The sequence below is a fragment of the Variovorax sp. VaC1 genome, from assembly GCF_043658315.1.
Taxonomy (GTDB): Bacteria; Pseudomonadota; Gammaproteobacteria; order Burkholderiales; family Burkholderiaceae_C; genus Variovorax.
This window is the reverse complement of the sequence record NZ_JBIGLT010000003.1, coordinates 79,551-105,961: the sequence shown is the minus strand read 5'-3', so window position 1 is coordinate 105,961 and position 26,411 is coordinate 79,551. Positions and strand designations below refer to the sequence as shown.

Below are 26,411 nucleotides of genomic sequence, written 5' to 3'. Positions count from 1 at the left end.
GGGTGTTCAGTCTCAGTCGGCCTGGATGCCGAGTTCCTTGATGACCTTGCCGAAGCGCGTGAAGTCGGCGGCGTTGGTCTTGCCGAGCACGTCGGCGTCGCCGCCCACGGGCGCGGTGCCGAGCACCGCCATGCGCGCGACGATCTCGGGCATCTTGAGGATTTCGTTGAAGTGGCCGTTGAGCGTCTTCACGATCTCGGGCGACAGGTGGCGCGGGCCCCAGAGGCCGTTCCAGGCCGTGACCTCGACGTCCTTGTAGCCCAGCTCGGCCAGCGTCGGCACCTTGGGCGCGAGCGGCGAACGCTCGCGCGAGGCCACGGCCAGCGGCAGCAGCTTGCCGTTGGAGAAGTAAGGCGCCACCGGGCCCAGGGTGATGAAGGTCACCGGCACATGGCCGCCCAGCACGTCGTTGACGGCGGGCGCGACGCCCTTGTACGGCACGTGCGCGAGGTTCGTGCCCGAGGCGCGGGCGAACATCTCGCCCAGGATGTGCATCGGCGAGCCGCTGCCCGGGCTGGCATACGACAGCGACTTGCCTGCGCCCTTGCCGGCGGCGACGGCGTCCTTCAGGCTGGTGAAGCCGCTGCCGGCACTCGCCACCAGGAACAGCGGCTGGCTGCCCGTCTGCACGATCGGTGTGAAGCCGTTGAGCACGTCGTAGGCCGAGGCGCCATTGGTCTTGAGCACCAGTTGCGCGATCGAGAAGGTGCTGGGCGCGAGCAGCAGCGTGTAGCCATCGGGTGCCGCCTTCGACACATAGGCGCTGCCGATGATGCCGCTGGCGCCGGGGCGGTTGTCGACCACCACGGGCTGGCCCATGCGCGTTGCCAGCTTCTCGGCGAAGAGCCGCGCCAGCGCGTCGGTGTCGCCACCGGCCGGATAGGCGACGATCAGCGTGATCGGCTTGCTCGGATAGGCGTCGGCCCAGGCGAGTCCGGTGGCGCAAGCGGCAGCCATGGAAATGGCGGCGGCGATGGCATGACGGCGGGTGTGTTTCATCGGGGTCCGTTTGGATCGGTTTTGTTTCACTAAAGAAACAACGATTTATTAATGGAACGCCACGAAGAATAACGAGGAAGACAACTTCATGACTAAGTGAAAACCCTGAGAGTTGCAACCCAACGAAAACAGGGCGCCCTTTCGGGGCGCCCTGTTCGGGATGCGCGTTGCCGCGAGGCGCGGACTCAGCCGCCGTAGCGCGCCACGGTCAGGCCTTCCATGTCGATGCCGGGGGCCTTCCCGGCGATCAGGTCGGCCATCACGCGGCCGGTGCCGACGGCCATGGTCCAGCCCAGCGTGCCGTGCCCGGTGCTCAGCATCAGGTTGGGGATGTGCGTGTTGCCGATCACCGGCGTGCCGTCGGGCGTCATGGGGCGCAGGCCGGTCCAGAAGGAGGCGTCGCGCACGTTGCCGCCCTTCGGAAAGAGATCGGTCACGACGTGTTCGAGCGTGTCGCGGCGGCCCGCATCGAGCTTCAGGTCGAAGCCCGAGAGCTGCGCGGTGCCGCCGACGCGGATGCGGTCGCCCAGGCGGGTGACGGCGACCTTGAAGGTCTCGTCCATCACGGTGGATTCGGGCGCGCCACGCGCATCGGTGATGGGCACGGTGATCGAGAAGCCCTTGACCGGATACACCGGCAGGCGAATGCCCAGCGGCCTGACCAGCGCGGGCGAATAGCTACCGAGCGCGACCACGTAGCGGTCTGCGGTGAAGTGGCCCGCGTCGGTGCGCACGGCCGTCACACCCTTGCCCGCGTCATGGTCGAGGGCCTGGATGTTCACGCCGAACCTGAACTTCACGCCGTGGGCCTCGGCCAGCCTGGCCAGGGCCTGCGTGAACTTGAAGCAGTCGCCGGTCTCGTCGCCCGGCAGGCGCAGGCCGCCGACGAACTTCTCCTTGACCATGGCGAGCGCGGGCTCGTAGGGCACGCAGCCTTCGCGGTCGAGCACCTGGTAGGGCACGCCCGAGGCCTTGAGCACTTCGACGTCTTTTGCCGTGCCGTCGAGCTGCTGCTGCGTGCGGAACAGCTGCAGCGTGCCCTGCATGCGCTCGTCGTACTGAATGCCGGTGTCGGCGCGCAGGGCCTTCAGGCAGTCGCGGCTGTATTCGGCCAACCGCACCATGCGGCCCTTGTTGATCTCGTAGCGCGCCTGCGTGCAATTGCGCAGCATCGACAGGCCCCAGCGCCACATGGCCGGATCGAGCATGGGCTTGATGACCAGCGGGCTGTGCTGCATCAGCATCCACTTGATCGCCTTGACCGGCACGCCGGGCCCGGCCCAGGGCGCCGAGTAGCCAGGCGAGACTTCGCCCGCATTGCCGAAGCTGGTTTCGAGCGCAGGCGCCGCCTGGCGCTCCAGCACCGTCACCTCGTGCCCGGCGCGCGCCAGGTAGTAAGCCACCGAGGTGCCGATGACACCGCTGCCGAGAATCAGGACCTGCATGAGAACAACCCTTTGAAAGCCGCGACGCTCCCGAGGGTACAGGGCTTGGTACAGGACGGGCGCTACAGGCCCAGCGAATCCTGCAATTGGCGTGCCGGCCACGGCTTGGGCCGTTGCGGCCACGCATCGAGCAAGGCGACCATGCGCGCGTTGCGCGGCGCGCTCAGGCCGTGCTCTTGCGCAAGCCGCACCACCTCGCCGCTGAGCGCGTCGATCTCGGTGCGGCGGCCCAGCGCCAGGTCGTCGGCCATGCTGGAGCGAGCCTTGGCGTCGATGCGCAGCATGCGCGCCGCGACGATGCGGAACAGCCAGTCGGGCAGCCGCAGCAGGCCCGACAGCCGCTGCGCCGGAACGGCCGCGACCTGCGCCGGCGCAATGCCGGCAACGTGGAGCACGCCCAGCGCCTCGTCGATGAGCGCCGCGAAGCAGCGCCGGTAGCCGCGCTGCATCAGTTCCGCACGCAGCGGCAGGCCCGAGAGCGCATTGACGGGGTTGTTGAGGTTCAGCAGCAGCTTGCCCCACTGCACGGGCAGCAGGTCGGCGTGCAGGTCGAGCGGCACGCCGGCGCGCTCGAACACCGGCAGCCAGGGACGCAGCGCCGCGTCGTCGCCGGCGGCGAGCCGGCCGGGCGTGCCGCGGTGGAAGGCGCCGTCGCCGATCTCGGCCACGTTGTACGGCACCATGCCAGGCAGCACATTGAGCGACGGGCCGGCCTGCGACGCGGCCGCGCAATTGGAAATACCGTTCTGCAGCGAGACCACCGCGGTACCGGCGGGCAGCGCAAAGGCCAGCTCGCTCGCCGCCTCGGCCGTGGCCCCGCTCTTCACGCAGAGCAGCACCAGCGCGGGCCGGGCACCCACGGGCACCTGTTCGCACAGGCGCAACGCGGAAGCCGGGAGTTTGCGGTTGCCGCCGTCGATGTCGCTGAGCGTCAGGCCGTTGCGCGCGAGCGTTTCCAGCACGCGCGGACGGCCGACGAAGGTCACGGGCACACCGGCCGCCGCGAGGCTGCCGCCGATGAAGCAACCGATGGTGCCGGCCCCCATCACAAGCACTTCACCGGGGATCGCGTCAGGCATGAAGTGGTTGCTTTGTGTGGAAGTTGACCGGCGGTGCGTCAGGCGCGTTCGGCGACCCAGGCCTGCACCGACTTCAGCGCGGCCGGAAGGCCTGCCGCATCGGTGCCGCCGGCCATGGCCATGTCGGCCTTGCCGCCGCCCTTGCCACCGACCTGCTGGGCCACGAAGTTGACCAGCTCGCCGGCCTTGACCTTGCCAGTGCTGTCGGCGGTGACGCCGGCCGCGATCTGCACCTTGTCGCCATCGGCGGCGGCCAGCACGATCACGGCGGTCTTGAGCTTGTCCTTCAGCTTGTCCATGGTGTCGCGCAGCGTCTTGGCGTCGGCGCCGTCGAGCTTGGCCGCGAGCACCTTGATGCCGTTGACGTCGATGGCCTGCGCCAGCAGTTCGTCGCCCTTGGACGATGCGAGCTTGCCCTTGAGCGCGCCCACTTCGCGCTCCAGCGCTCTCACCTGCTCCAGCACCTGCGCAAGCCGGCCCTGCAGCTCGGCGGCCGGCGACTTGAGCGTGGCGGCCACGCTGTGCACGGTCGATTCGAGGTCTTGCAGGTACGACAGCGCATTGGCGCCAGTGACCGCTTCGATGCGGCGCACGCCGGCGGCCACGCCGCCTTCGCTGACGATCTTGAACAGGCCGATGTCGCCGGTGCGGCCGACGTGCGTGCCGCCGCACAATTCGCGGCTGGTGCCGATGTCGAGCACGCGCACGGTCTCGCCGTACTTCTCGCCGAACAGCATCATGGCGCCGGTCTTCTGGGCCGATTCCATGTCCATCACGCGCGCCTGCGTGGCGACGTTGGCCAGCACTTCGGCGTTCACGCGCTTTTCGATCTCGACGATCTGCTCGTGCGTGACGGGTGCGTTGTGCGCAAAGTCGAAGCGCGTCTTGTCGGCATCGACCAGCGAGCCCTTCTGCTGCACGTGGTCGCCGAGCACTTCGCGCAGGGCCTTGTGCATCAGGTGGGTGACCGAGTGGTTGCGCATGGTGGCGGCGCGGCGCGCGGTGTCGACCGCAGCCTTGACCGCATCGCCGACCTTGAGCGTGCCTTGGGTTTGCGTGCCGTGGTGGCCGAACACGTCGGCCTTGATCTTCAGCGTGTCTTCGACGCCGAACTGAACGCCTTCGGCGATCAGCACGCCCTGGTCACCGACCTGACCGCCGCTCTCGGCATAGAACGGGGTGGTGTCGAGCACGACGATGCCGCTCTGGCCTTCTTTCAGCTCCTGCACGGCCGTGCCTTCGAGGTACAGCGCGACGACCTTCGCGTTTTCTTCGAGGTGGTCGTAGCCGGTGAAGATGTTGCCCGCGCCGGTGTATTCGACGTTGCGGTCCATCTTGAACTTGCCGCCCGCACGGCCCGCGGCCTTCTGCTTTTCCATGGCGACGTTGAAGCCGGCTTCGTCGACGCTCACGCCGCGTTCGCGGCAGACGTCGGCCGACAGGTCGAGCGGAAAGCCGTAGGTGTCGTGCAGCTTGAAGGCGACTTCGCCCGGCAGCGTCTTGGCGCCGCCGGCCAGGGCCGCGTCGAGGATTTCCATGCCGTTGGCCAGCGTCTCGAAGAAGCGTTCTTCTTCGGCCTTCAGCGTTTCGGTGATGCGCTTTTCATCGGCCACGAGCTTGGGGTACGCATCGCCCATCAGCTTGACGAGGTCGGGCACCAGCTTGTGGAAGAACGGTTTCTTCTGGCCCAGCTTGTAGCCATGGCGGATGGCACGGCGAACGATGCGGCGCTGCACGTAGCCGCGGCCTTCGTTCGACGGGATCACGCCGTCGGCCACCAGGAACGAGGTGGCGCGGATGTGGTCGGCGATCACGCGCAGCGAGTTGTTGCCCAGGTCCTTCTCGCCGGTCTCGCGGGCCGCAGCCTTGATGAGCGCATCGAAGATGTCGATCTCGTAGTTGCTGTGCACGTGCTGCAGGATGGCCGCCAGGCGCTCCAGGCCCATGCCGGTGTCGACGCAGGGTGCGGGCAGTTTCTTGACCGAGCCATCGGGCTGCATGTCGAACTGCATGAACACGTTGTTCCAGATCTCGATGTAGCGGTCGCCGTCTTCATCGGGCGAGCCGGGCGGGCCGCCGGGGATCTCGGGGCCGTGGTCGTAGAAGATTTCGGAGCACGGGCCGCACGGGCCGGTGTCGGCCATCATCCAGAAGTTGTCGGACATGTAGCGGCCGCCCTTGTTGTCGCCGATGCGCACGACGCGCTCAGGCGGCAGGCCGATCTCTTTGGTCCAGATGTCGTAGGCCTCGTCGTCCTCGATGTAGACGGTGGCCCAGAGTTTTTCGGCCGGCAGCTTGTAGACCTGGGTCAGCAGCTCGAAGGCCCAGGTGAGCGATTCGCGCTTGAAGTAATCGCCGAAGCTCCAGTTGCCCAGCATCTCGAAGAAGGTGTGGTGACGCGCGGTGTAGCCCACGTTCTCGAGGTCGTTGTGCTTGCCGCCGGCGCGCAGGCACGCCTGGACCGAGGCGGCGCGCACGTAGGGGCGCTTGTCTTCACCGAGGAACACGTCCTTGAACTGGACCATGCCCGAGTTGGTGAACATGAGGGTCGGATCGTTGCCCGGCACCAGCGAGCTGGAGGGCACCACCGTGTGGCCCTTGGAGGCGAAGAAATCGAGAAAGGTCTTGCGGATGTCCGCGACCGTGAATGTGGGCTGGCTCATCTTTGGATTCGTCTTCTGTCGAGGGCGGCCCTGCGATGGCGACCTCTCGTCGAACCCACTGCGGCGAACCGGCCTAACTGCTTGATTTGCTTGAACAAACGATTATAGGTTTGGCTATGGCGCCCGGCCCCGACAGGGGCAAACTGCATGATCCGGGCGCCGCGGCTAATATGGCGCGCTGAAGCGACTCGGTCGAACCAAAGACGGTCGGCTTCGTCCTATTCATATGTACGACATGAATCAAGGAGCCCGAATGGCACGTCAAGAGGCCGAACACTGGAAGATCGAGGATCTCGATTTCTCGCGCATCGCGCTCGACGAGGTGCGTCCGGACGAGAATCTTTTCTACCTGGTGACTTCCGCCTCGTTCATCGAAAGCGGGTCGGACCTTTACACGCACAACCTGGTGGACTTCTTCCGGGGCGACGACGAGGTCACCGACTGGCTCTCGAACTACTGGGAAGCCGAAGAACTGCAGCACGGCAAGGCATTGCGCGCCTACGTGCGTCACGTCTGGCCAGAGTTCGAATGGGACAGGGCCTACAACGGCTTTCTCGAGGAGTACGCGACCTATTGCAAGGTCGAGCTGCTGGCCCCCACCCGCGCCCTCGAGATGACCGCGCGCTGCGTGGTCGAGACCGGCACCGCCACCTACTACCGCGCCATGGCCCGCAGCACCACCGAGCCGGTGCTGCGCGACCTCGCGACCCGCATCGCGACCGACGAGGTCAACCACTACAAGCACTTCTACCGCTTCTTCCGCCGCTACCGCGAGCAGGAGCGACTCAGCCGCTTCCGCGTGTTCGGCACCATCGGCCGGCGCACGCTGGAACTCAAGAGCGAAGACGCCGACTGCGCGATCCGCCACGTGGTGAAGGCCCGCGCGCCAGCCCGTGCCGAAGACACGGCCTATGTGCAGCAGCTGAGTGCGCGCATGAACAGCACCATCCGCACCAACCTGAGCGCGGGCACGACGCTCAAGATGCTGATGCGCCCGCTGGAGCTTCCGGCGCGGGTGCAGACGGTGATCCAGTACCCGATCAAGCAGTTCATGCAGCATGTGTTTTTGCGCTGAGCGCGCCCGCCGCTTTCCAGTCCCATGGCGGGGCTTCGGGATCTTCCTTTAACGAGCAGCGCACCACGCCCGCCGAATTGAGCGCCGCTCTTTTGCATTCGGATTCGATGTTCGACCACCACGACAGTCACGAGCAGCCCTACACGGTGCACCTCGACGGCACGAGCCTCTCGCTGCGGGATCTCATGGAAGTGCGCTTCACGTTCATCAGGGTGCTGGAGCAGCGCATCGGCGGACCTGCCCAGGTGCTGAAGTGCTACCGGGCGTGGGCAAGCCAGATGGAGTCCGGCGCCCGGACCATGGCAGAGGCGCAGATCGCCAGCGCGCGCGCCTGGCAGGAAGCCTGGGAGCACGCCAGCGAAGTGACCGTGCCGCTGCTCAGCCATCCGCAGACCACGGTGTTCCGCTTCGAGCTTTGCTGACCCGCCCCCGCGGTCGGGGCAAAAAAAACCCAGCGCAAGGCTGGGTTGAACCTCTTGAGTGCTGTCACACACAGAGAACTCGCACTTCGAAGCGAGTCCACAAAATCTAGGCCCTCGGACAACATCGCCGTGTCAGACAGGACCGACACTTCCGGCGCGCGGACCCGAGAAAGCACATGCCTGCATGCATAAGAACTGCCAAATTGTTCACGTTTTTAAGAGTGTCCTACGGCAACTGTCTATTTCTGACTGACATTGGCCGAGCCGCTCGCAGCCGACCATGGCGGTGCTGTCACGCAACAGGGCCGCATAGAAGAAGAGCTCTCTGTTCGTACTTAGAGTGCCCACCAGGGCTCCTCGAACCCGCTTCGGCGGGTATTTTTTTGCCCGCAGCATTCCGCCCCTGCCTTGCCGGGACCCAGGTTCGCTTCAGCGCACCTTCAGTTCGCCTTCAGGCCGATGGCAAGCCCCGCGGATACCGTCAGGTCACGCATCCGGCAACGGTGCGAAGCCCGATTCTTCCCTGACGGAGCCCTTCTTGTTTTCACCCAGATTCCATTCCGAACAGCGCAGGCACCTGCTGCGCGCCGCAACCGCTTTTCCGGCCGGACTTCTTCTTGCGAGCTGCGGCGGCGGAGGCTCTGGCGGCGGCAGCTCCGGCCCGTTTCCACCAGCCCCGCCCACGTCCACCGGGGCCAAAGTCACCGATCGCCGCATCCGCGTGGCGCCCGACGTTTCGCTGCACGTGCGGGACTGGCAGTCGGACCGCCTTGGCGGCACCACGTTCGTGCTGCTGCCGGGCTTCGGCGCCACGGCCGCGCACTTCAACAGCCTCGCGCCGGCGCTGGCGCAACGCGGGCGCGCAATCGCCATCAGCTGCCGCGGGTTCGGCCAGTCGGACAAGCCGCTGCCCGACGCCACCCATCCCTACGACACCGACACGCTGGTCCACGACGTGCACGAGGTGCTCGAAGCGCTCGGCATCGGCCGCATCGTGCTTGCCGGCCATTCGATCGCGGGCAATCAGGTCACGCGCTTTGCCGGCCGCTATCCGGAGCGCGTGCGCGGCCTCGTCTACCTGGACACCAACTTCGACTACACCACCGCCACGCCCGATGGCAGCAAGGAAGGCGAATCCGACAACCCCGCGCTGACGGAGCCTTCGCCCACCGATGCCGACAACGCCTCGGTGGCCGCGGCCATCGCCTTCAACAAGCGCATCAACCAGAGCTGGTCGGCGCCGATGGAGGCCGACCTGCTCGACAAGCTCCAGGTGAACGCCGACGGCAGCGTCCAGAACAACACGCCCGCCGAGGTGATGGCGGCCATGTACAAGGCGGCCCGCCGGTTCTCGCCGGACTACCGCCCCCTGCGCACGCCCGCCCTGGCACTGACGACGCTGCCCGGCGACCGGCAGCACATGTTTCCATGGCTACCGGCCCGGATCGACGCCGGAACGGAAAAAGACGCAAGCGACATGCTTCAGATCTTCCAGGCCGCGCGCACGAAAGACGCCGCGCAGTTGCTCGCGGCGCTGCCGCCCGGCAGCCTGCAAAAGACTTTCCAGCCGGCCAACCACACCGATTTCTTCATTGCCCACGAAGCCGAGGTGCTGGGGCTGATCGACGCCATGGCCTGGCGGTAGGCCTGCCGGCACCCGGGGTTTGAATCCGGATGGCCGGAAGCTGCGTACGCAGTTCACAGGGAGGACATCAAGCAAACCATGAGGGGTGTCCACGAATGAGTTATGAGCACATTTGTGCGCGGTTCAACGTGCCGGCCAAGAAGGGAGCCCGGGTCCGGTTTCAGGATCACCTGGGTACCGTCACCACTGTGCGCGGGCTGATGGTCCGGGTCCGGCTCGACGGCATGAAATGGTCCCGGCCGTACTCGCCGAGCGATCTGCAATGGCTCGATGCGGAAACGGAGGGCCCTGCGGACCCCCAGCAACCGCTCCACAGCTAGCGCACCGGGTTACGGCGCGGAGGACGTCAGCCCCGGCTTGCGGCTTCCGTCCAGCGAATACAGCTGCGGCCGTTCGTCCGCAACGCTGTCCGCGGGGCCGTGTTCCGGGCCGCGCGGCTGCCGGTAGAGCTCGTTCTCCAGACGCCGCACGCGCTCGGCATACATCCGGGCCAGCGCACTGTGGTGCTCGGCCGCGGCCTGGTGCTCGATGCGCGCCATCTGTGCCTCTTCCAGCAATGCCGACGCACGCCGGAGGTACGCGGTATGGCTCGGGCGAAACAAGAAGTCGAACGTCATTTCACGCTCCTTCCCGCAACAGTGCGGTAAGGCGATGTTCCTCCCGGATAGCACGGTACGTCTGTCGGCGGGCGCCCTACCTTTTCACTGCAGGCACGGTGCTTTTTGCCTAATAACACACGGTCGTGACGCGTTTTCCCTGGTTGATGGGGACAATGCTGTGGAAAACCGTGTGCGCATTGCGCGAAAGCCTTGCCTGGCGTGGCCTGCAACGCGGTGCCTGCGAAAGAGGCAGCCGCCGGATTTTTTTCGATGCCGGCCAGATTCAGGCCCGCACAGTGGTCTTTGCGCATCACTCCGGCCGTCCGGCCACCGCTTTCGGGGCAGCTCAGGGCTGGTTGTTCCCGGGCGCCGCACCTCCAACGAGCAGCTTCTCGACCCAGCTTCGCAATGCCTCGACCTCGACCGGCTTGTGCAGCACCGGAATCGAGCGGGCCGCGGCTTCGATCAGGCGCGCCGGGTCGGTGTCGCCGCTGACCAGCAGCGCGGGAATGGTGTCGTCGTTGTATTCCTCGTGCACCCGGTCGATGGCTTCGATGCCGGTCTCGTGCTCCCGCAGGCGATAGTCGCTCACGATCAGGTTGGGCTTGCCGGGCACGTCCGCGATCAGCGCCACCAGCTCCGACACACCCGGCGCCGCGACCACGCGGTGCCCCCAGCTTTCGAACAGCAGCTGCAGCCCTTCGCGGTTCTGCGCGTCGTCGTCGACCACCAGGATCAACTGGCCCTTGGCCGGCCTGGTATCGAGCAGCGGCATCTCCCCCGCCGTCGCGCCGAGAGCCCCTGCCGCCACGGGCGCCTCCACCGCCGACGCCCGCTTCGACTCGACGCTCAACAGGAACGCCGTGCCGCGCCCCTCAGTCGAGCGCATCGCCAGCGCGTGCCCCAGCAGCGCGGCCGTCCGGCGGACGATGGCCAGGCCCAGGCCGAGCCCCTTGCTGCGGTCGCGCTCGGGGTTCTGCAGCTGGTGGAACTCCCAGAAGATGCGCTCGTGCTCGTGCGGCGGAATGCCCGGCCCCGTGTCCCAGACCTCGATGCGGACGCAGCCGCCACGCATGCGGCAACCGATCAGCACGCGCCCGCTGGGCGTGTGGGCGATCGCGTTGCTGACCAGGTTGCGCAGGATGCGCTCCAGCAGCATCGGGTCGGAGTAGACCCACGCCTTGCTGTGGCGCACCTTCAGCGCCAGCCCCTTCTGCTGGGCCTGCGGTGTGTACTCGGTGCGGATCTGGTCGAGCAGCCGGTCGAGCGGAAAGTTCTGAAGCCTCGGATGGATCACCCCCGCATCCAGCCGCGAGATGTTGAGCAAGGCATCGAACAGATGCCCCATGGCGGCGCTCGCCTTGGTGATGTTCTCGACCAGATAGCGCCCGTGCTCCGACAGCCGCTCGTTCGTGAGCAAGCCCAGGAACAGGCTCATCGCATGAACCGGCTGCCGCAGGTCGTGGCTCGCCGCCGCCAGAAAGCGCGACTTCTCGAGGTCGCTGCGCTCGGCGGCTTCCTTCTCGCGCCGTACCTGCTGCAGCAGCGCCAGGTTTTCATAGCTCAGCTGCAATGCGTTCAGGTGCGTCCGGTTCATGCGGTGGATGAAAGCGACCGTCGCGACCAGGTAGGCGACGCCGCTCGCGACCAGCGCGAGATTGACCGCCGACGGCTGGGTCGCAAGCGCGATGAACGTCGGCGCGAAGGTCGGCACCAGGAACGCATAGACCGCCGACAACACCATGTAGTTGGAATAGATGGCGCCCGTGCCCAGGCCGAACAGGACCACGATGAAGAACAGCTGGTATTCGAGCGGGACGAAGAAGGTCCAGTAGGCAAACGGCAGCCCCCACAACACGCCCGACGCGACGTTGCCGGCCACCATCTGCCGCAGCCACCGCTCGCCCGCGCCGGGGCGATGGCGCACCCGGTAGAAGTACAGCATGGCGACAAACCTGCAGGCCGCCACGAACACCGTGGCCGACAGCCAGACCGTGACCTGCGTCCTCGGGACCACGGCGAGCATCACGTAGGCCACCACGCACGCCGACACCACCGAGCCACCCAACGCGAACGGGAAGCTGCGCAGCAGCACGGAGATCTGCACCTCGAAGACGCGTTGGCTGTCGATGGTCCGGGAAAGGTTGGTCATGCGAGGTCCAGGGTTCTTGGGGGTACGGGGTGCGGTTGGGCGTCGTGTGCAGGCCAATCAGCGCGCTGCCTGCCGCATGGCTGCGAGATGTTCGGTTCGCTGAATCACACCGCAGGCAGCAAAAAGCCCGCATGAAGCGGGCTTTCGGTCACACGCCCGGACGCACGGGGCGCGGGAGGCAAATGAAGGCGTCGGGGCCCATGCCCGCTCGACGCGCCCCATCTGCTTACTGCGGCAAGAGCGACACCGTCGCGATGTACTTGTAGCGCGTATCGACAGGCTGGGCTTTCACTTCGATGGAGCCGCTCATGGAACCGGTCATCACCGTGCCGCTCACAAGCTTGTCGGTCTGCGTCGCGACGGCGAGCGACTTGGTCGTACCCGACGACGTCACGGTCCAGGTGACGGGAATGTTGGACTCCACCTGCACCACCGCGCCATCCAGCGCAACGAACTGCATCGTCTTGCCTGAACTCACGCTCGTCATGCCCCGGATGTCCTTGACTGGGGTGCCGTTCATCTTGGCCGTCAGGGTGACGTCGGCCGCGTACTCCAGCTTGTACGGAAATTCACCACCGGTGAGCTTGTACTCGGCCGCACAGGCCGGGTCCTTGCACAGCCTGAGCTGCAGCTTGCCGCTGTAGACGCCCGGCGCCATCCCCGCTTTGGGCGTCAGGTATCCGGAATAGGCGCCGTCCGGGCCCTTCGTGACCGTGAAGCCTCCCCATTGGGTGCTCAGGACCTGCTGCGAATCGACGATGACCGGATACACGGTGCCGACCGGGTCACGACTGAGCTTTGCCTTGATCAGCACCGGTGTGGGCTGTGGGTAGTTGCTGCTTGCGATGAAGAAGCCGTCCAACGAACCGTCGAACGTCACGGCAATCGCATCGTCTCCCGCTGAGGAGAGGTCCGATGGATTCGGTCCGCCCGTAGAGGTGGGAACCCCTGCGCCCGGACCGAGACCGGCGACCGGGAAACCTCCACCTCCGCCACCTCCCCCACCACCACCGCAGGCAGAAATGGACAGCACAAGACAAGCCAGGAGGGCCGACGGCCCTCCGCGATCAATCAGCATGTGAACTCCTCGATTTTCTTGTTTGAGCTTGCCGAGCAGCGCGGCAAGCCTTCCTTGGGATATGTCTCCCGGAATTAATCATCTCAGAAAATTGTGAAATCCCGGGGGCCGGCGGGCGCGCCTTGGCCTGGGTTTTCCCCGCTGCAGGCTGCAAGCCGTTGGCTCCCGGCCTTGGTCGCAATGCATGTGATGCTGGTGTCCCGTGAAGGCATCGGCCGCCGCCGGCGTGGCCTGGCGCATCGTTGATGCTGCGAGTACTTTGGGGGATCGATGCCGACCGCACTTGCGGCAGGTTCAGGTCATCGGTGGGATGCTGGAGCGGGTGAAGGGAATCGAACCCTCGTATGAAGCTTGGGAAGCTGCCGTTCTACCATTGAACTACACCCGCATTGTCCGACTCGCTGATCCCGGCGAGTCGTCGACCCAAGCGCCGGATTCTACAGAGGAAGAACGGCGCGGAATTTTCGGATCGCCAGGGCCACCCGAAGCAGCCCCCTCTGCCCTACAGCTCCTGCACCGGAATGAACGGCGCCAACAAGCGCAGCCGCCAGCGCTGCCAGGCGCTGGTTTCGGGCGGTACGTCGTACACCGTCTGCTTGCCGTCGTCGCCAAGCTCCACCCACTCGACGTTCTGCCCGTTGGCGCTCAGGCGCAGCGTGTAGGAGCTGCCGGCGTCCGCAAAGCTTTCGAGCTGCCGCGCCATTTCTTCGCTCTCGATGATCAGGCCCAGCTCGGTGTTGAGCACCGCCGAGCGCGGATCGAGGTTCATCGAGCCGAGAAAAACCTCCTTGCGGTCGAGGATCGCGTTCTTCATGTGCAGCGCGCCGGTCCGGTGGCCGAAGATGCCGAGCTTGTGGCGCTTCACGCTCAGCGAGGGGCTGATCTCGAAGATCTTCACGTCGGCCTTGAGCAGTTCCTTGATGTGGGCCCAGTAGCCCACGTAAACCCACGGCTCGTCGGTCGAGGCCAGCGAATTGGTCACCAGCTCGATGCTGATGCCGGCCTTGCGCGCGCCCACCAGGCTGTTGACCGAACCTTCGCTCGGCACGAAGTAAGGCGACACCATCTTGATGTCCTTGTCCGCCGTCCTGAGCCACTGGATGACGCCTTCGGTCACGGTGCCCTTGATCGAGTTTTCCTTCTCGTTCAGCCCTTCCGTCTTCGTCAGCGGATCGAACAGGACGCGCGCCTTGGCCCACAGCAGCGGGCTCAGTCGATGGTTGGCCAGCTCGAACGGCAGGTTGAGCATGGGCACGAGGTCGGGCGCGACCGAAGTCGGCTCGCCTTCACCGGGATGCAGCGGCCTGCCGTCGGCCGGTATCTCGCTCGCCTCGGGCGGCTTCGCGTTGGCGGTCTGCTGCTCGAAGTTGTTCTGCAGTTGCGCGCGGCTCAGCCCGGTGTGTGCGATGCGCTGCAGGGGAAACACGACCTCGCTGTTCCAGTAGTGATCGAACTCGCTGGACAGGTCGCGCACCACGGGCCCGGCCACGAAGGTGTCCATGTCGATGAAGTTGGCGCCCTGGGCGTTCATCACGTATTCGTCGGCCATGTTGCGGCCACCGGCCACGGCAGCCACGTTGTCCGCGACGAAGAGCTTGTTGTGCATGCGCCGGTTCACGCGGCGAAATTCCAGGCCCGAGCTGATGAAGCGGGTGATCTCGCTGCCGCGGCCGCCCGGGAACGGATTGAACAGGCGCACTTCCACGTTCGGATAGCTGGCAAGCCCCAGCAGCAGATCGTCTTCGCCAGCCGTGTACAAATCATCGACCAGCAGACGAACGCGAACGCCGCGCGTGGCGGCGTCCCGCAGTGCGCGCATCAAGGTTCGGCCGGTGTTGTCGCCTTGCAGCAGGTAGTACTGCACGTCGAGGCTGCGCGCTGCGAGCCGGGTGAGTTCGATGCGCGTCGCAAACGAATTGGGGCCGTAGGGCTGAAGCTGGAACCCCGAGCGGCCGTCCGTGGGCAATACCTTCTGCGTGATCGTGGCAAGGGGTGTCTGCGCATAGTCGGGAATGGCCGACGTGGGTGCACTGGGAACCTGTGGTGGCAAGCTCGAGCAGGCCGCCAGCAAGAGAGCGAAGCCCAGTGCGAGCACCGGGCGGCAGATGGGTGCGAGGAGGTTCCGAAGCATCTTTTTCATCCCTGACCTTCCGTGGATTCGGACAGCCGGATCATGAAGCAGATCGCTCCGGTTCGGGCAATGTGGCCCGTGCGTTTACCTGGCCCGCATGCCTCTTCGCATTTCGGCATCGGTTTCGCAGTGGACGGGCACCGCCCTCCTGGCCGATCTAGCCCAGTGCGTCGTTCACCTGCTCGCGGAATTCGGTCAGGCTGACGGCTGTTCCGATCTCTCGCGGCAGCGCATCGCGCACCGAGAAAACGCCGAGGATCTTCGTTCCGGCCACCAGCGGCAAATGGCGAAAACCTCGCTCGAGCATCAGCACCACGGCATCGGACACCAGCGTCTCCGGCGGCACACAGATCGGGTTGGGCGTCATGACCTCGCGCACCGCCGTGCGATCGGGATCGAGCCCCCGGGCCAGCACGCGGGTCATGAGGTCGCGCTCGGTCAGGATGCCCAGAAGCGTGTCGGGCAGTTCCATGACGAGCACGCTGCCGCAGTTGGCGCGCGTCATCACGCAGGCGGCATCGCGCACGCTGGCCTGCGGGCCCAGGCTGACCGCGTGCTTGCGCGAGATGGACTGAAAAACAGTGCGCTCGGCCATGATGCGCCCTCCGAAGGAGACGTTATGGTGCGCCTGGCCTTGGCTCAGCGCAAGGAGTTGTTGAGCCGCTCCAGTGCCTGGGCACCGGGGCAGAGCTGGTCCGGCCCCAGCGAATTGAGCGGCCGGTCGCTGGTGTTGAGCGCCGTGTGCAAATCGGTGGCCAGCGGATCGACGTAGAGCAGGCCCGTCACCACCTCGCCCATCTCGTGATGCCGCTGCATGTAGGCCATGGCGGCATAGCGGTCGCTCGGGTCGTAGTCGGGGTGCAGGCTGCGCAGGCGCAACAGCGTGCCGTCGTGCTGGCGCACGTCGACCACTTCGCCCGCGCCCATGTCGACGGTGATCTCTTCACGCCCGCTGATGAAGTCGATGCGGCTCACTGCCTCGTTGTGCTCGCGCACGTAGTCGTAGCTCTTGGTGCTGCCGGGATGGTTGTTGAAGGCGACGCAAGGGCTGATGACGTCGATGAACGCCGCGCCGCCATGGCTGATCGCCCCCTTGATCAACGGCACCAGCTGCGCCTTGTTGCCCGAGAAGCCGCGCCCCACGTAGCTGGCGCCCAGTTGCAGCGCCATGGCCACGAGGTCGACCGGGCTGTCGGTGTTGACGACGCCCTTCTTGCTCTTGGAGCCCTGGTCGGCCGTGGCCGAGAACTGGCCCTTGGTCAGGCCATAGACGCCGTTGTTTTCCACGATGTAGGCCATGCGCACGCCGCGCCGCATGGCGTGGGCGAACTGGCCCAGACCGATGGACGCCGAATCGCCGTCGCCCGACACGCCCAGGTACAGCAGATCGCGGTTGGCCAGGTTGGCGCCGGTCAGCACGCTGGGCATGCGGCCGTGCACGGTGTTGAAGCCGTGCGACGCACCCAGAAAGTAGTCCGGCGTCTTCGAGCTGCAGCCGATGCCCGAGAGCTTGGCCACGCGATGCGGCTCGATGTCCAGCTCCCAGCAGGCTTCGATGATGGCGGCGGAGATCGAATCGTGGCCGCAGCCGGCGCACAGCGTCGATATCTTTCCCTCGTAGTCGCGCCGCGTGTAGCCGACCTTGTTGGTCGCCAGCGTCGGGTGGCGCAACCGGGGCTTGGCAAGGTAGGTCATGCGGACTCCTTCGTATCGGTGGCGCGGGGTGCCTGCATCTGCCGCACGTGCGTGCTGATCGCCTCAACGATGAAGCGCGCAGTGATGGGCGTGCCGTCGAAATGCAGAACCCGGATCAATCGGGCCGGGTCGATCTCGAGTTCGTTGACCAGCAGGCTGCGCATCTGCGCATCGCGGTTCTGCTCGACCACGAACACCTGCGTGTGCTGCGCCAAAAACTCCACCACGCTCTCGGGGAAGGGAAACGCGCGCAACCGCATCGCGTCGAGATGGATGCCGCGTTCTTCCAGTGCCTCCAGCGCCTCATGCATCGACGGGCTGGTCGAGCCGAAATAGATCACGCCCAACTCGGACTTCTGCGCCGCCGGCCGGAGCACCGGCTGCGGCACGATCGTGGCCGCGGTCGCGAACTTCTTCAGCAGCCGCTCCACATTGTAGATGTAGTCCACCCCGCGCTCCGAATAACGGGCGTAGGCATCGCGTGTCGTGCCGCGGGTGAAGTAGCTGCCCTTGGTCGGGTGCGTGCCGGGCAGCGTGCGCCAGGGAATACCGTCGCCATCCACGTCCTTGTAGCGGCCAAAATCGCGGCCCGCCTCCAGCTCTTCGGCGCTCATCACCTTGCCGCGGTCGTAGGCCACGCTGTCGTCCCAGGCGAAGGGCTCGCACAGGCGCTGGTTCATGCCGATGTCCAGGTCGGTCATCAGGAACACCGGCGTCTGCAGCCGGTCGGCCAGGTCCAGCGCTGCTGCCGCGTGCGCAAAGCACTCATGCGGATCTTCGGGAAACAGCAGCACGTGCTTGGTGTCACCGTGCGATGCATAGGCGCACGACAGGATGTCGGCCTGCTGCGTGCGCGTCGGCATGCCGGTGGACGGGCCACCGCGCTGCACGTTGATGAGCGTGATGGGGATCTCGGCAAAGTAGGCCAGCCCGATGAACTCGGTCATCAGCGAAATGCCCGGCCCCGAGGTCGGCGTGAAGGCCCGGGCGCCGTTCCATCCGGCCCCCACCACCATGCCGATCGAGGCCAGTTCGTCTTCCGCCTGCACGATGGCAAAACGGTGCTGGCCGGTGGCCGGGTCGACGCGGAATTTGGTGCAGTACTTCTGGAAGGCCTCGGCCACCGAAGAAGACGGCGTGATCGGGTACCAGGCCGCAACGGTGGCACCGCCGTACACGCAACCCAGCGCCGCCGCGCTGTTGCCATCCACGAAGATGCGGTTGCCCACCCGATCGGCGCGTCGCACCCGAAGCCCCAGCGGTTCGCGCAGGTTCTCGCGTGCGAAGTCGCAGCCCAGGTGCAGCGCCTGCACGTTGGAGGCGAGCAGTTTCTCTTTGCCCTTGTACTGCTCACCGAACAGCCTCTCGACCACCTCGGGCTCGATCCCCAGCAGGATGGCCAGCGCGCCCACGTAGACGATGTTCTTGAACAGCTGACGCTGGCGCGGGTCTTGATAGACCGCGTTGCAGATCTCGGTCAGCGGCATGCCGATCACGCGGATGTCGGTGCGGAATTTCGACGGCGGCAGCGGCCGCGTGCTGTCGTAGAAGAGATAGCCGCCGGGCTCCAGTTCGGCCAGGTCGGCGTCCCAGGTCTGCGGGTTCATCGCCACCATCATGTCGGTGCCGCCGCGCCGGCCCAGGTGGCCCTGCTCGGTCACGCGCACCTCGTACCAGGTCGGCAAGCCCTGGATGTTGCTGGGGAAGATGTTGCGCGGGCTCACCGGCACGCCCATGCGCAGGATGGCCTTGGCGAACAGCTCGTTGGCCGAGGCCGAGCCCGAGCCATTGACGTTCGCGAACTTGATGACGAAGTCGTTGATCGCCTCGATCTGCGGAACGGCCCCGACGCTCGCGCCTTCGGGCGGAAGCACGGCGCTCATTGCGCGACCTCCTGCCCCGCCTGCGTCATCTTCAGCAAGAACTTCTGCATGTCCCACGCACCCGTGGGACAGCGCTCGGCGCACAGGCCGCAGTGCAGGCAGACGTCTTCGTCCTTGACCATCACGCGGCCCGTCTTGAGTCCGCCCGACACGTATAGGTCTTGCGCAAGGTTCAACGCCGGCGCCTTGAGCCTGGGCCGCAGCTCGGCCTCTTCGGCGTTGTCGACGAAGCTGATGCAGTCCATCGGGCAGATGTCCACGCAGGCATCGCATTCGATGCAGGCGGTCTCGGTAAAGACGGTCTGCACATCGCAGTTCAGGCAGCGCTCGGCCTCCTTGAATGCGGTGGCGGCGTCGAAGCCCAGCTCCACCTCGACACGGATGCTGGCCAGCGCCGTCTCGGCCTTGGCCCACGGCACCTTGTAGCGCAGGTCGTTCGATGTGTCGTTGTCGTAGCTCCACTCGTGGATGCCCATCTTCTGCGACACCAGATTGGTCATGGGCGCCGGGCGAACGTAGATCGGCTCGGCGCGCAGCAGCTTGTCGATCGACACGGCCGCCTCGTGGCCATGGGCCACGGCGGTGATGATGTTCTTGGGACCGAAGGCCGCATCGCCACCGAAGAACACGCGCGGCACCGTCGACTGGAAGGTGTCCTTGTCGAGTGTCGGCAAGCCCCACTTGTCGAAGGCGATGCCGCAGTCGCGCTCGATCCACGGGAAGGCGTTTTCCTGGCCCACCGCGACCAGCACTTCGTCGCACTCGAAGAAGGCGTCGGGCTCGCCCGTGGGCACCAGCGTGCGGTGGCCCTTGTCGTCGTATTCGGCGCGCACGACCTCGAACAGCATGCCCTTCAACTTGCCCTCTTCATGCACGAAGGCCTTGGGCACGTGGAAGTTGATGATCGGAATGCCCTCGTGCTGGGCATCTTCCTTCTCCCAGGGCGAGGCCTTCATTTCGTCGAAGCCGCTGCGCACGATCACCTTCACGTCGGTGCCGCCCAGCCGGCGGGCCGAGCGGCAGCAGTCCATCGCCGTGTTGCCGCCGCCCAGCACGATCACGCGCTTGCCGATGCTGCTGACGTGGCCGAACGAAACGGAGTTGAGCCAGTCGATGCCGATGTGGATGCTGGCCGCCGCTTCCTGGCGGCCGGGCACGTCGAGGTCGCGCCCACGCGGCGCACCGCAGCCGACGAAGATCGCGTCCCATCCATGCGCCATCAGCGCCTTCATCGAATCGATGCGCTCGCCGCCGCGGAACTCCACGCCCAGGTCCAGCACGTAGCCGGTCTCTTCATCGATCACCGACTCCGGCAGGCGAAAGCGCGGGATCTGCGTGCGGATGAAGCCGCCGGCCTTGGCTTCGCCGTCGAACACCGTCACCTCGTAGCCCAGCGGCGCAAGGTCGCGCGCGACGGTGAGCGAGGCCGGCCCCGCGCCGATGCAGGCGATGCGCTTGCCGTTCTTCGGCGCCAGCGTCGGCATGCGCGCGTGCACGTCGTCCTTCATGTCGGCGGCCACGCGCTTGAGCCGGCAGATCGCCACCGGCTCAGGGTCTTTCGCGTTGCTTTCCTCCACGCGCCCGCGCCGACAGGCCGGCTCGCAAGGCCGGTCGCAGGTGCGACCGAGGATGCCGGGGAAAACGTTGGAGGCCCAGTTGATCATGTAGGCGTCGCTGTAGCGGCGCTGCGCGATCATGCGGATGTACTCGGGGACGGGGGTGTGCGCCGGGCAGGCGTACTGGCAATCGACGACCTTGTGGAAGTAGGCCGGATTTGCAATGTTGGTTCGCTGCAATGCGTGTCTCCTGGACGACCGCCCGGGACCCCGGAGGAGCCCGACATGTGGCTTGGCGCGAGTATGCGCCGCACCAGCGATCAGCAAGCCTCGGTGAAATCCCGCAACAACGAAAGTCTTCGCCTGATGCCGATGCCCGACTGCGGGCCGGCCGGTGCACCTGTCCGAATGAAGCGCTACGGCGCCGAAGCCACCTGCGCCGGGGTGGTTGTACGTGGCTGCACGTGCATGGAGAAATCCAGGCGCCCATAATGCTTCGCGGCCACCACGCCAGAGGCCGCCTTCATCCGCAGGCCTTCGCCCTGCCACACGGGCCCCGGCCGCATTCCTTCCTGGCGTTTACGGGACGACACCATGAGCGTATTGCACATGTTTCTACCGGCATGCGAACCCGCACGCAGCGAGGTGCTGGCGCAGTTCATCAAGACACATCACGTGCCTCGCCACCTCGTCAAAGGCATCGCACGCAGGAACCGGAGCGAACCCGAACCCACCAATTCGGCCGGCGCGTTGCAAGAACAGCAACAGGCGCCCTCGCAGGCAGCACAGGTAGCCGCTGCACCGGAATAACCGACGCGCTTCGGCGCCCGGGTGCCAAGGGGCACGAAAACCGGAGCGCCTTCTTTGCACGGACGACTTCTTCGGCCAGACAGGCCGTTGGGTTGCCGCGCAACGACGCGACAGCCAGCGAGTGAGTTCCGGCACCGATTCGAGTATCGAGCTCGGTGGATTTGCTGCTCCTGGCAGCAAGGTTCGCTCCTGTTGCGCCTCGAGGTATGACGGCTGCAAGCCTTGCGGCCCGTCATCTGCTGCGCCTGCAAAAGCATTTCCGAGTGGTTCAATTCAACAGAAAGCTGTATATTTAAACAGTATTTTCAAGGAGCCACCATGCCAAAGAGAACCGTGAAGCGCCGCCTCTCGTGGCTGCCTGCATTGACCCGCCCTTTGCAGCGCTGACTGCCAGGCCCTGAAAGCGAGACCTCGATGAATCAAGCTCAACTTTTCAGCCCTCCAACGATCGAGCCGAAGCAGGCCCCGATCATTTCCTGGACAGAACCCGAAGACGACGACGTTCCCTTCCGGTTCGAAGATGACGACGACGAACCGGCGCCCGGTGTCGCCTACACCGTGCGCCTTGCCGACTGTCCGTATCCCGACGCCAATGTCGTCAAGACGGCCGTGGAGCGCTTCCGGCGCGAACTGGATCGGCAGCTGGCCGGCGATGTGCTGCAGGTCATGCGCGCCTTCCAGAACGCCAGTGAGTCGGGCGAAAGCGACCTGTCGAAAGCCGAGATCGCACAGGCCAAGCGCTGGGCCAAGGCCTACGACGCGGCGCGGACCGCGGGCTTTCGCGACCTCGGCGATGTGGACGAAGCGTATTTCGAGGTCAAGCCGGCCTAGCGCATCCGGCGCAGCTTGCATCGCCAGTTCCTCCATGCCGCGGGTGATCAAGCCCCTCGCAATGACAGCGCTTTTTTGCCGGCAATCGGCGCTGCATACTGCAAGCCATGACCACCACCCGCCCGCGCGTCTACCTCGCCGGCCCGGATGTGTTTCGACCGGATGCCGCGCAGCACATGAAGGCGCTCGCCCACGCATGCGAAGCGCTCGGCATGCGTGCGCTCATTCCTTCCGATGACGGCGCGGCCGCGGCCGGCCTCGAAGGGCCTGCGCTGGCCCGTGCGATCTACAACGTGAACATGGGGCTGCTGAGCGAGGCGCAGGGCGTCATCGCCAATCTGGTTCCGTTCCGCGGCGCCGAGCCCGACTCGGGGACGGTGTTCGAGGTCGGCGTGGCCGTCGCGCTGGGCCTGCCGGTGGTGGCCTACGGCGTCGATCAAACCAGCTACGCCGCGGGCATCCCGGCGCACCGGGACGCGGCGAAGGTACTTCGCGATGCGGCGGGAATGGCGGTCGAGGACTTCGGCCTTCCGCTGAACCTGATGCTGTCTTGCGCCGTCACCTTTGCTGGTTCTGCGGAAGAAGCGCTGCGGGCGTTGGCCGGCGTGCTGCTTGCACCTTCGGATGCCGGCTAATGCATGGCTCGTCTTTCGAGCCTTGCCGAGCTACAGCAACAGCTTGGCGATCGCGTCCGTGATGCGAAGCGATGACACTGGAGCGCCTCTTGAGTCTTCCCGACCTGATCCGTGCCTTGTTGATGCCCCCGGCCACGCCGAATGGTTTTCTCGTGCCGGGCGTGGCCCTGTATGGCGACAGCATCATGGCGAATGGCATCGCGCCGCGCCTGCAGGCTGTGGGCGTCGCGGTCAATGACCTGTCGCAGTCCGGCGACTCGGCCGCCAATGCGTGGCGCCGCTTCGCCTACGACCTTCGCACCATGCAGACCGTCGTGCTTCAGCACGGCACGAACGACCTTTCAGCGGGCCGCGATCCGTTGCCGTACCTGCGACGCATGGCAACGCGCGCGATCACCGAAGGCCGGCGCGTGGTGTTCACTGGCATCACGCACCGCGAGCTGCCCTGTGCCTACAGCTGGATCCGGGCGAACGACGACATCGGGCAACTGGCCACAGAGTTGAAGTGCACGCACGCCGGATGGAACGGTGTCGCCTACTCCTCCGACGACCTGATACACCCCGACGCGGCCATGGCCGACCGCCTCGTGGCCCGTCTCGTGGAGGCACTCTCTCAGGCATAGACGGGTCACCGACCGCGTGCTTCACAACCGGCGAAACCCCTGAGATCGGCCAACTCATCCAGGATGGGGCACTCCGGGCGCTGGTCTCCTTCACAGCAATTGGCCAGGCGCTCCAGCAGTCGCTTCATTCGCCCGAGCTCCTCGATCCGCAGAGCAAGGTCGTCTGCCCGTGCGAGCGCGACGCGCTTCACGTCGAAGCTCGCGCGATGGCCGTCTTTCCACAGGGAGAACAGCTCGACGACTTCCTGGGTTTCAAAACCCAGGTCATGCGCCCTCCGCGCGAAACGCAATGCCGATACGGCGCGCGTGTCATATCGGCGGCCGCTCGCATCGACGTACGTCATGCCGCCAAGCAACCCGAGAGACTCGCAATCGTGCAGCAGTTGCGCAGACGCTCCGGAGCGCGCAACGACTTCGGAAAGGGTCAAGCGCTGTGCGGCGGCAAGTGCAATGGGATTGTCCATGGAGATCTCCTTCCAGTTAAAGAAAGCCGAACTCTCGGCCTTCACACGATGCGAAAGTCAAGGGGCGCCGCGCGAACGCTCCCAAGCCAAACGCAGCCTTGCGACCCGGTGCTATTCTTCGCGCCGCCCTTCACTTCAGGTGTTCCAGATGCGGCTCCATCCCATGCTTGTGCTCGTGCTTCTTCTTGCAAGCGCCGCATCCGCTGCCGAAGGCCCCACCGCGACGACAACGACGCTCTACAAGTCGACGGGCCCCGACGGACGAACGATCTACAGCGACCGCCCGCAACCTCAGGCACAAATCTCGAAGACGTTGACATTCAAGAACCTGCCGGGCAGCCCCCTGTCCGTAGAGACCCTTGCGTATGTCGAACAGCTGCGCAAGTCGGCGGACGCCCGCGCATCCGCACCACCACCGCGCGACACGGTGCTTTTCTTTGCCAACTGGTGCGGTTACTGCAGGCAGGCCAAGGCTTATCTGGCAGCCCGGAACATCGGCTATCGCGGCATCGACATAGACACCGCCGAAGGCAAACTGGCCTACGCCCAACTGGGAGGCAACAACGGCGTGCCGCAGCTGTACGTGAACGGGCAAGGCGTGACCGGCTTCACCGCTGATGCCTACGACGCGTTCTTCAAATCGCGAAAGTAGTCGGGCTCTGCCCACGACGCACTTCACGCGAAGGACGCGTGCCTCTACTTGCTGCCGAGCCGATCACTTCCGATAAGCACGCGCATCGGCATATTCACCGGGAGTACCCACCCCGCCATTCACCAGCACCTTGCTGCCTGAAGACGTGCCAAGGCCGAACCCGACAACCACACGGTCATTGACACGCGCACTACCGCCGATCGCCACTGCCGAGTACCCCGCATAGGCGTGAATGTCGCGAACACTCAAAAAGCTCGAACATGGGCTTCCTTGCCGTGATGCTTGCGACGTCGAATTCGTCTCTTTCGATATGCTCGCGCGTAACTATTTGAGGAACGAGAGAATGGATCTGCAGTATCAGAAGGTTCCAGGGTGGGTGGCCGGAAAACGCCTGGCCATCACCCGCATCGTCGGCGCAGCTCTTGTCGCCTCAACAAGTTGCCTCTCATCGGCACAAGTCCCGCAGGTGATGCAAGCGGGATATGTGGCCAACACCTGCTCCCAGTTGCTGAAGGGCACGGGCAGTTCGAGCCAGCATCAGGAATGCGTCACAACCGTCTCCGCGTTCATGGCGGGTTGGCTCAAGGGAACCCGAAGAGGATTACTCTATGCAGCCGTCGAACAGCGCCCCCAACGTGACAAGCGAAGTGAACGGGAGCGGCTTGAAGCTGCGCGCGCGATGTTCCCCGACGCCACCTGCCTGCGCAAAAGGAAGTTCATGCAGATTGCACAGGGATTTGTTGACTACGTCGCAGCGAATCCATCTCGGTCGAGCGAGCACTATGACGATGTTCTCGCCGACTACTTCCTAGAGAAACTCTGCGACAACTGATGGACTACCTCGCCGAGCTTCGACGTCAAGGTTTTCATCAAGCGGATGACCGTCGTGACTCCGAAGGTCGCGTGCAGTTCGACAGCGACCTGTACTGCGGGACACCGGACGAGGTCACGGTCCAGGTGTATGCCTCCAATCAGCAAGTGCTTGAACGCGAGTTCATGCCAACGCTGGAGGCTCTGCTACCGCTGATTGACGAGATGGTCATTGGGCTGGGCGAGATCAATGCCGATCTGGCGCAGATCATCCTGTTTCGCGGGCGGCTCGGCCTCCACTTCTGGTCTCGTCGCATCAACAACGAATTCACGGCTGTCTATGCACGCAGCGGTGATCGCTGGGTCTTCCAGGGATTTGGCGAGATCTTCGTCGATGGCTAGGCAACAGATGGACACCATGAACCTGCGCGTTGGAAAGCCCGAAGACGCAATCCAGTGCCCGTAGAAACGCGGCTTGAACGCTCGCGTTTGCCAGGCCTCCCCCTAGTTTGCCGGCCGCAAAGAAAAACGGGCTAGAGCTTGTGGCCCTAACCCGTTGTTCTATCTACTGATTTTGGTCGGTGTGAAAGGATTCGAACCTTCGACCCCTTGCACCCCATGCAAGTGCGCTACCAGGCTGCGCCACACACCGAAGCTCTCGATTATAGCGGGCGAAATTCAGCGTCCGACGGTCAGGAGCTCACGAATTTCAAAGAGTTCGCGCCGAAGGTGCAGCAATTGCGACAGGTCGGCCGTACTTGGAGGCGTTTGCTCGGGGCTGTCCTGCACCGCGGCGTCGAATTCTTCCTGGCCGATCTCGATCGCTTCCATGCCTTCGAGCGGCACTTCGCCGGCCTTGCGGCGATCGCGCTCGCCCTGAACGAGCTCCTGCAGCTTGTTTCTTGCGCCGCTGATCGTGAAGCCCTGGTCGTAGAGCAGGTCGCGGATGCGGCGGATCATCAGCACCTCGTGGTGCTGGTAGTAGCGACGGTTGCCGCGCCGCTTCATCGGACGCAGTTGCGTGAACTCCTGCTCCCAGTAGCGCAGCACGTGCGGCTTGACGCCACAAAGTTCGCCGACCTCACCGATGGTGAAGTAGCGTTTGACAGGTATCGGCGGGAGCGTTTTCTCCATTGAAATCAAGACGGTGCGCGGGAAAGCTCA

The 26,411-nt window shown here is 65.3% G+C and carries 25 protein-coding genes and 2 tRNA genes; 10 read left to right on the top strand and 17 right to left on the bottom strand.

Translation table 11 applies throughout. The features are described from left to right. Positions 1-12: 12 nt before the first annotated feature. The 4 genes from ACGLHS_RS12630 to alaS form a co-directional block, all read right to left on the bottom strand. The gene (locus tag ACGLHS_RS12630) at positions 13-999 is read right to left on the bottom strand and encodes a Bug family tripartite tricarboxylate transporter substrate binding protein (protein ID WP_394480081.1); all 987 of its coding nucleotides are present in this window, start codon (positions 997-999) and stop codon (positions 13-15) included. Positions 1,000-1,184: 185 nt separating this feature from the next. Beyond that, positions 1,185-2,444 (bottom strand): D-amino acid dehydrogenase, encoded by a 1,260-nt coding sequence (locus ACGLHS_RS12625; protein ID WP_394480079.1) that lies wholly within the window; start codon positions 2,442-2,444, stop codon positions 1,185-1,187. Between the two features lie 62 nt (positions 2,445-2,506). Then, positions 2,507-3,523: a 2-dehydropantoate 2-reductase gene (locus tag ACGLHS_RS12620; protein ID WP_394480077.1), complete on the bottom strand. Its 1,017-nt coding sequence runs from the start codon at positions 3,521-3,523 to the stop codon at positions 2,507-2,509. A gap of 38 nt (positions 3,524-3,561) precedes the next feature. Beyond that, positions 3,562-6,186 (bottom strand): alanine--tRNA ligase, encoded by a 2,625-nt coding sequence (alaS, locus tag ACGLHS_RS12615; protein WP_394480074.1) that lies wholly within the window; start codon positions 6,184-6,186, stop codon positions 3,562-3,564. 253 nt (positions 6,187-6,439) lie between these two features. Here alaS and ACGLHS_RS12610 point away from each other — a divergent pair, with 253 nt between their 5' ends. The 3 genes from ACGLHS_RS12610 (at position 6,440) to ACGLHS_RS12600 (ending at position 9,328) form a co-directional block, all read left to right on the top strand. Further along, positions 6,440-7,261, top strand: a complete 822-nt coding sequence (locus tag ACGLHS_RS12610) for a ferritin-like domain-containing protein (RefSeq protein WP_093246878.1) — start codon at positions 6,440-6,442, stop codon at positions 7,259-7,261. Positions 7,262-7,338: 77 nt separating this feature from the next. Next, on the top strand, positions 7,339-7,683 hold the full coding sequence (locus tag ACGLHS_RS12605; RefSeq protein ID WP_143012602.1) for a hypothetical protein: 345 nt from the start codon (positions 7,339-7,341) through the stop codon (positions 7,681-7,683). A gap of 538 nt (positions 7,684-8,221) precedes the next feature. Continuing rightward, entirely contained in the window at positions 8,222-9,328 is a 1,107-nt protein-coding gene (locus tag ACGLHS_RS12600; protein ID WP_394480071.1) for an alpha/beta fold hydrolase, read from the top strand. 329 nt (positions 9,329-9,657) lie between these two features. On the opposite strand, the gene ACGLHS_RS12595 is transcribed toward ACGLHS_RS12600, so the two are convergent. The 9 genes from ACGLHS_RS12595 to ACGLHS_RS12555 form a co-directional block, all read right to left on the bottom strand. Continuing rightward, positions 9,658-9,945: a hypothetical protein gene (locus ACGLHS_RS12595; RefSeq protein ID WP_093246874.1), complete on the bottom strand. Its 288-nt coding sequence runs from the start codon at positions 9,943-9,945 to the stop codon at positions 9,658-9,660. A 328-nt stretch (positions 9,946-10,273) separates the two neighbouring features. Continuing rightward, positions 10,274-12,079: a hybrid sensor histidine kinase/response regulator gene (locus ACGLHS_RS12590; protein ID WP_394480068.1), complete on the bottom strand. Its 1,806-nt coding sequence runs from the start codon at positions 12,077-12,079 to the stop codon at positions 10,274-10,276. Positions 12,080-12,305: 226 nt separating this feature from the next. Further along, positions 12,306-12,959, bottom strand: coding sequence for a hypothetical protein (locus ACGLHS_RS12585; RefSeq protein WP_394480066.1), 654 nt, complete (start codon positions 12,957-12,959; stop codon positions 12,306-12,308). A gap of 512 nt (positions 12,960-13,471) precedes the next feature. After that, positions 13,472-13,545, bottom strand: a tRNA-Gly gene (locus tag ACGLHS_RS12580). A 114-nt stretch (positions 13,546-13,659) separates the two neighbouring features. After that, positions 13,660-15,288, bottom strand: coding sequence for a phospholipase D family protein (locus ACGLHS_RS12575; RefSeq protein ID WP_394480064.1), 1,629 nt, complete (start codon positions 15,286-15,288; stop codon positions 13,660-13,662). A 157-nt stretch (positions 15,289-15,445) separates the two neighbouring features. Next, positions 15,446-15,883 (bottom strand): CBS domain-containing protein, encoded by a 438-nt coding sequence (locus tag ACGLHS_RS12570; protein WP_394480062.1) that lies wholly within the window; start codon positions 15,881-15,883, stop codon positions 15,446-15,448. Between the two features lie 44 nt (positions 15,884-15,927). Continuing rightward, positions 15,928-16,983, bottom strand: a complete 1,056-nt coding sequence (locus ACGLHS_RS12565; RefSeq protein ID WP_093246869.1) for a 2-oxoacid:ferredoxin oxidoreductase subunit beta — start codon at positions 16,981-16,983, stop codon at positions 15,928-15,930. Continuing rightward, positions 16,980-18,866: a 2-oxoacid:acceptor oxidoreductase subunit alpha gene (locus ACGLHS_RS12560; protein ID WP_394480060.1), complete on the bottom strand. Its 1,887-nt coding sequence runs from the start codon at positions 18,864-18,866 to the stop codon at positions 16,980-16,982. Before ACGLHS_RS12560 ends, ACGLHS_RS12565 begins: the two co-directional genes overlap by 4 nt. Then, the gene (locus ACGLHS_RS12555; RefSeq protein WP_394480058.1) at positions 18,863-20,662 is read right to left on the bottom strand and encodes an FAD-dependent oxidoreductase; all 1,800 of its coding nucleotides are present in this window, start codon (positions 20,660-20,662) and stop codon (positions 18,863-18,865) included. Before ACGLHS_RS12555 ends, ACGLHS_RS12560 begins: the two co-directional genes overlap by 4 nt. Positions 20,663-21,016: 354 nt before the next feature. On the opposite strand from ACGLHS_RS12555, the gene ACGLHS_RS12550 reads away from it, so the two are divergent. The 4 genes from ACGLHS_RS12550 to ACGLHS_RS12535 all read left to right on the top strand — a co-directional run bounded on the left by ACGLHS_RS12550 (position 21,017) and on the right by ACGLHS_RS12535 (position 23,321). Then, positions 21,017-21,232: a hypothetical protein gene (locus tag ACGLHS_RS12550; protein WP_394480056.1), complete on the top strand. Its 216-nt coding sequence runs from the start codon at positions 21,017-21,019 to the stop codon at positions 21,230-21,232. A gap of 414 nt (positions 21,233-21,646) precedes the next feature. Beyond that, entirely contained in the window at positions 21,647-22,063 is a 417-nt protein-coding gene (locus tag ACGLHS_RS12545; protein ID WP_394480054.1) for a hypothetical protein, read from the top strand. 107 nt (positions 22,064-22,170) lie between these two features. Further along, positions 22,171-22,698 carry a nucleoside 2-deoxyribosyltransferase gene (locus ACGLHS_RS12540; protein ID WP_394480052.1) on the top strand — a complete coding sequence of 176 codons (528 nt, stop codon included), beginning with the start codon at positions 22,171-22,173 and terminating at the stop codon, positions 22,696-22,698. 89 nt (positions 22,699-22,787) lie between these two features. Then, positions 22,788-23,321, top strand: coding sequence for an SGNH/GDSL hydrolase family protein (locus ACGLHS_RS12535; protein WP_394480050.1), 534 nt, complete (start codon positions 22,788-22,790; stop codon positions 23,319-23,321). 5 nt (positions 23,322-23,326) lie between these two features. On the opposite strand, the gene ACGLHS_RS12530 is transcribed toward ACGLHS_RS12535, so the two are convergent. Next, complete coding sequence (locus ACGLHS_RS12530; RefSeq protein WP_394480048.1) at positions 23,327-23,785, bottom strand: MerR family DNA-binding protein; 459 nt, start codon at positions 23,783-23,785, stop codon at positions 23,327-23,329. Here ACGLHS_RS12530 and ACGLHS_RS12525 point away from each other — a divergent pair. Then, positions 23,784-24,437 carry a glutaredoxin domain-containing protein gene (locus ACGLHS_RS12525; protein ID WP_394480046.1) on the top strand — a complete coding sequence of 218 codons (654 nt, stop codon included), beginning with the start codon at positions 23,784-23,786 and terminating at the stop codon, positions 24,435-24,437. The two genes, ACGLHS_RS12530 and ACGLHS_RS12525, sit on opposite strands and share 2 nt — an antisense overlap. A gap of 63 nt (positions 24,438-24,500) precedes the next feature. Here ACGLHS_RS12525 and ACGLHS_RS12520 read toward each other — a convergent pair whose 3' ends face one another. Then, complete coding sequence (locus tag ACGLHS_RS12520) at positions 24,501-24,686, bottom strand: YadA C-terminal domain-containing protein (RefSeq protein WP_394480044.1); 186 nt, start codon at positions 24,684-24,686, stop codon at positions 24,501-24,503. 94 nt (positions 24,687-24,780) lie between these two features. On the opposite strand from ACGLHS_RS12520, the gene ACGLHS_RS12515 reads away from it, so the two are divergent. Together ACGLHS_RS12515 and ACGLHS_RS12510 are read left to right on the top strand one after the other, a co-directional pair. Next, positions 24,781-25,269 (top strand): hypothetical protein, encoded by a 489-nt coding sequence (locus ACGLHS_RS12515; RefSeq protein WP_394480042.1) that lies wholly within the window; start codon positions 24,781-24,783, stop codon positions 25,267-25,269. Next, positions 25,269-25,649 (top strand): hypothetical protein, encoded by a 381-nt coding sequence (locus tag ACGLHS_RS12510; RefSeq protein WP_394480040.1) that lies wholly within the window; start codon positions 25,269-25,271, stop codon positions 25,647-25,649. Before ACGLHS_RS12515 ends, ACGLHS_RS12510 begins: the two co-directional genes overlap by 1 nt. 173 nt (positions 25,650-25,822) lie before the next feature. On the opposite strand, the gene ACGLHS_RS12505 is transcribed toward ACGLHS_RS12510, so the two are convergent. Both ACGLHS_RS12505 and ACGLHS_RS12500 read right to left on the bottom strand, forming a co-directional pair. After that, positions 25,823-25,899 (bottom strand) — tRNA-Pro (locus tag ACGLHS_RS12505). A gap of 26 nt (positions 25,900-25,925) precedes the next feature. Beyond that, positions 25,926-26,381 carry a MerR family transcriptional regulator gene (locus ACGLHS_RS12500; protein WP_394480038.1) on the bottom strand — a complete coding sequence of 152 codons (456 nt, stop codon included), beginning with the start codon at positions 26,379-26,381 and terminating at the stop codon, positions 25,926-25,928. Positions 26,382-26,411 lie beyond the last annotated feature (30 nt).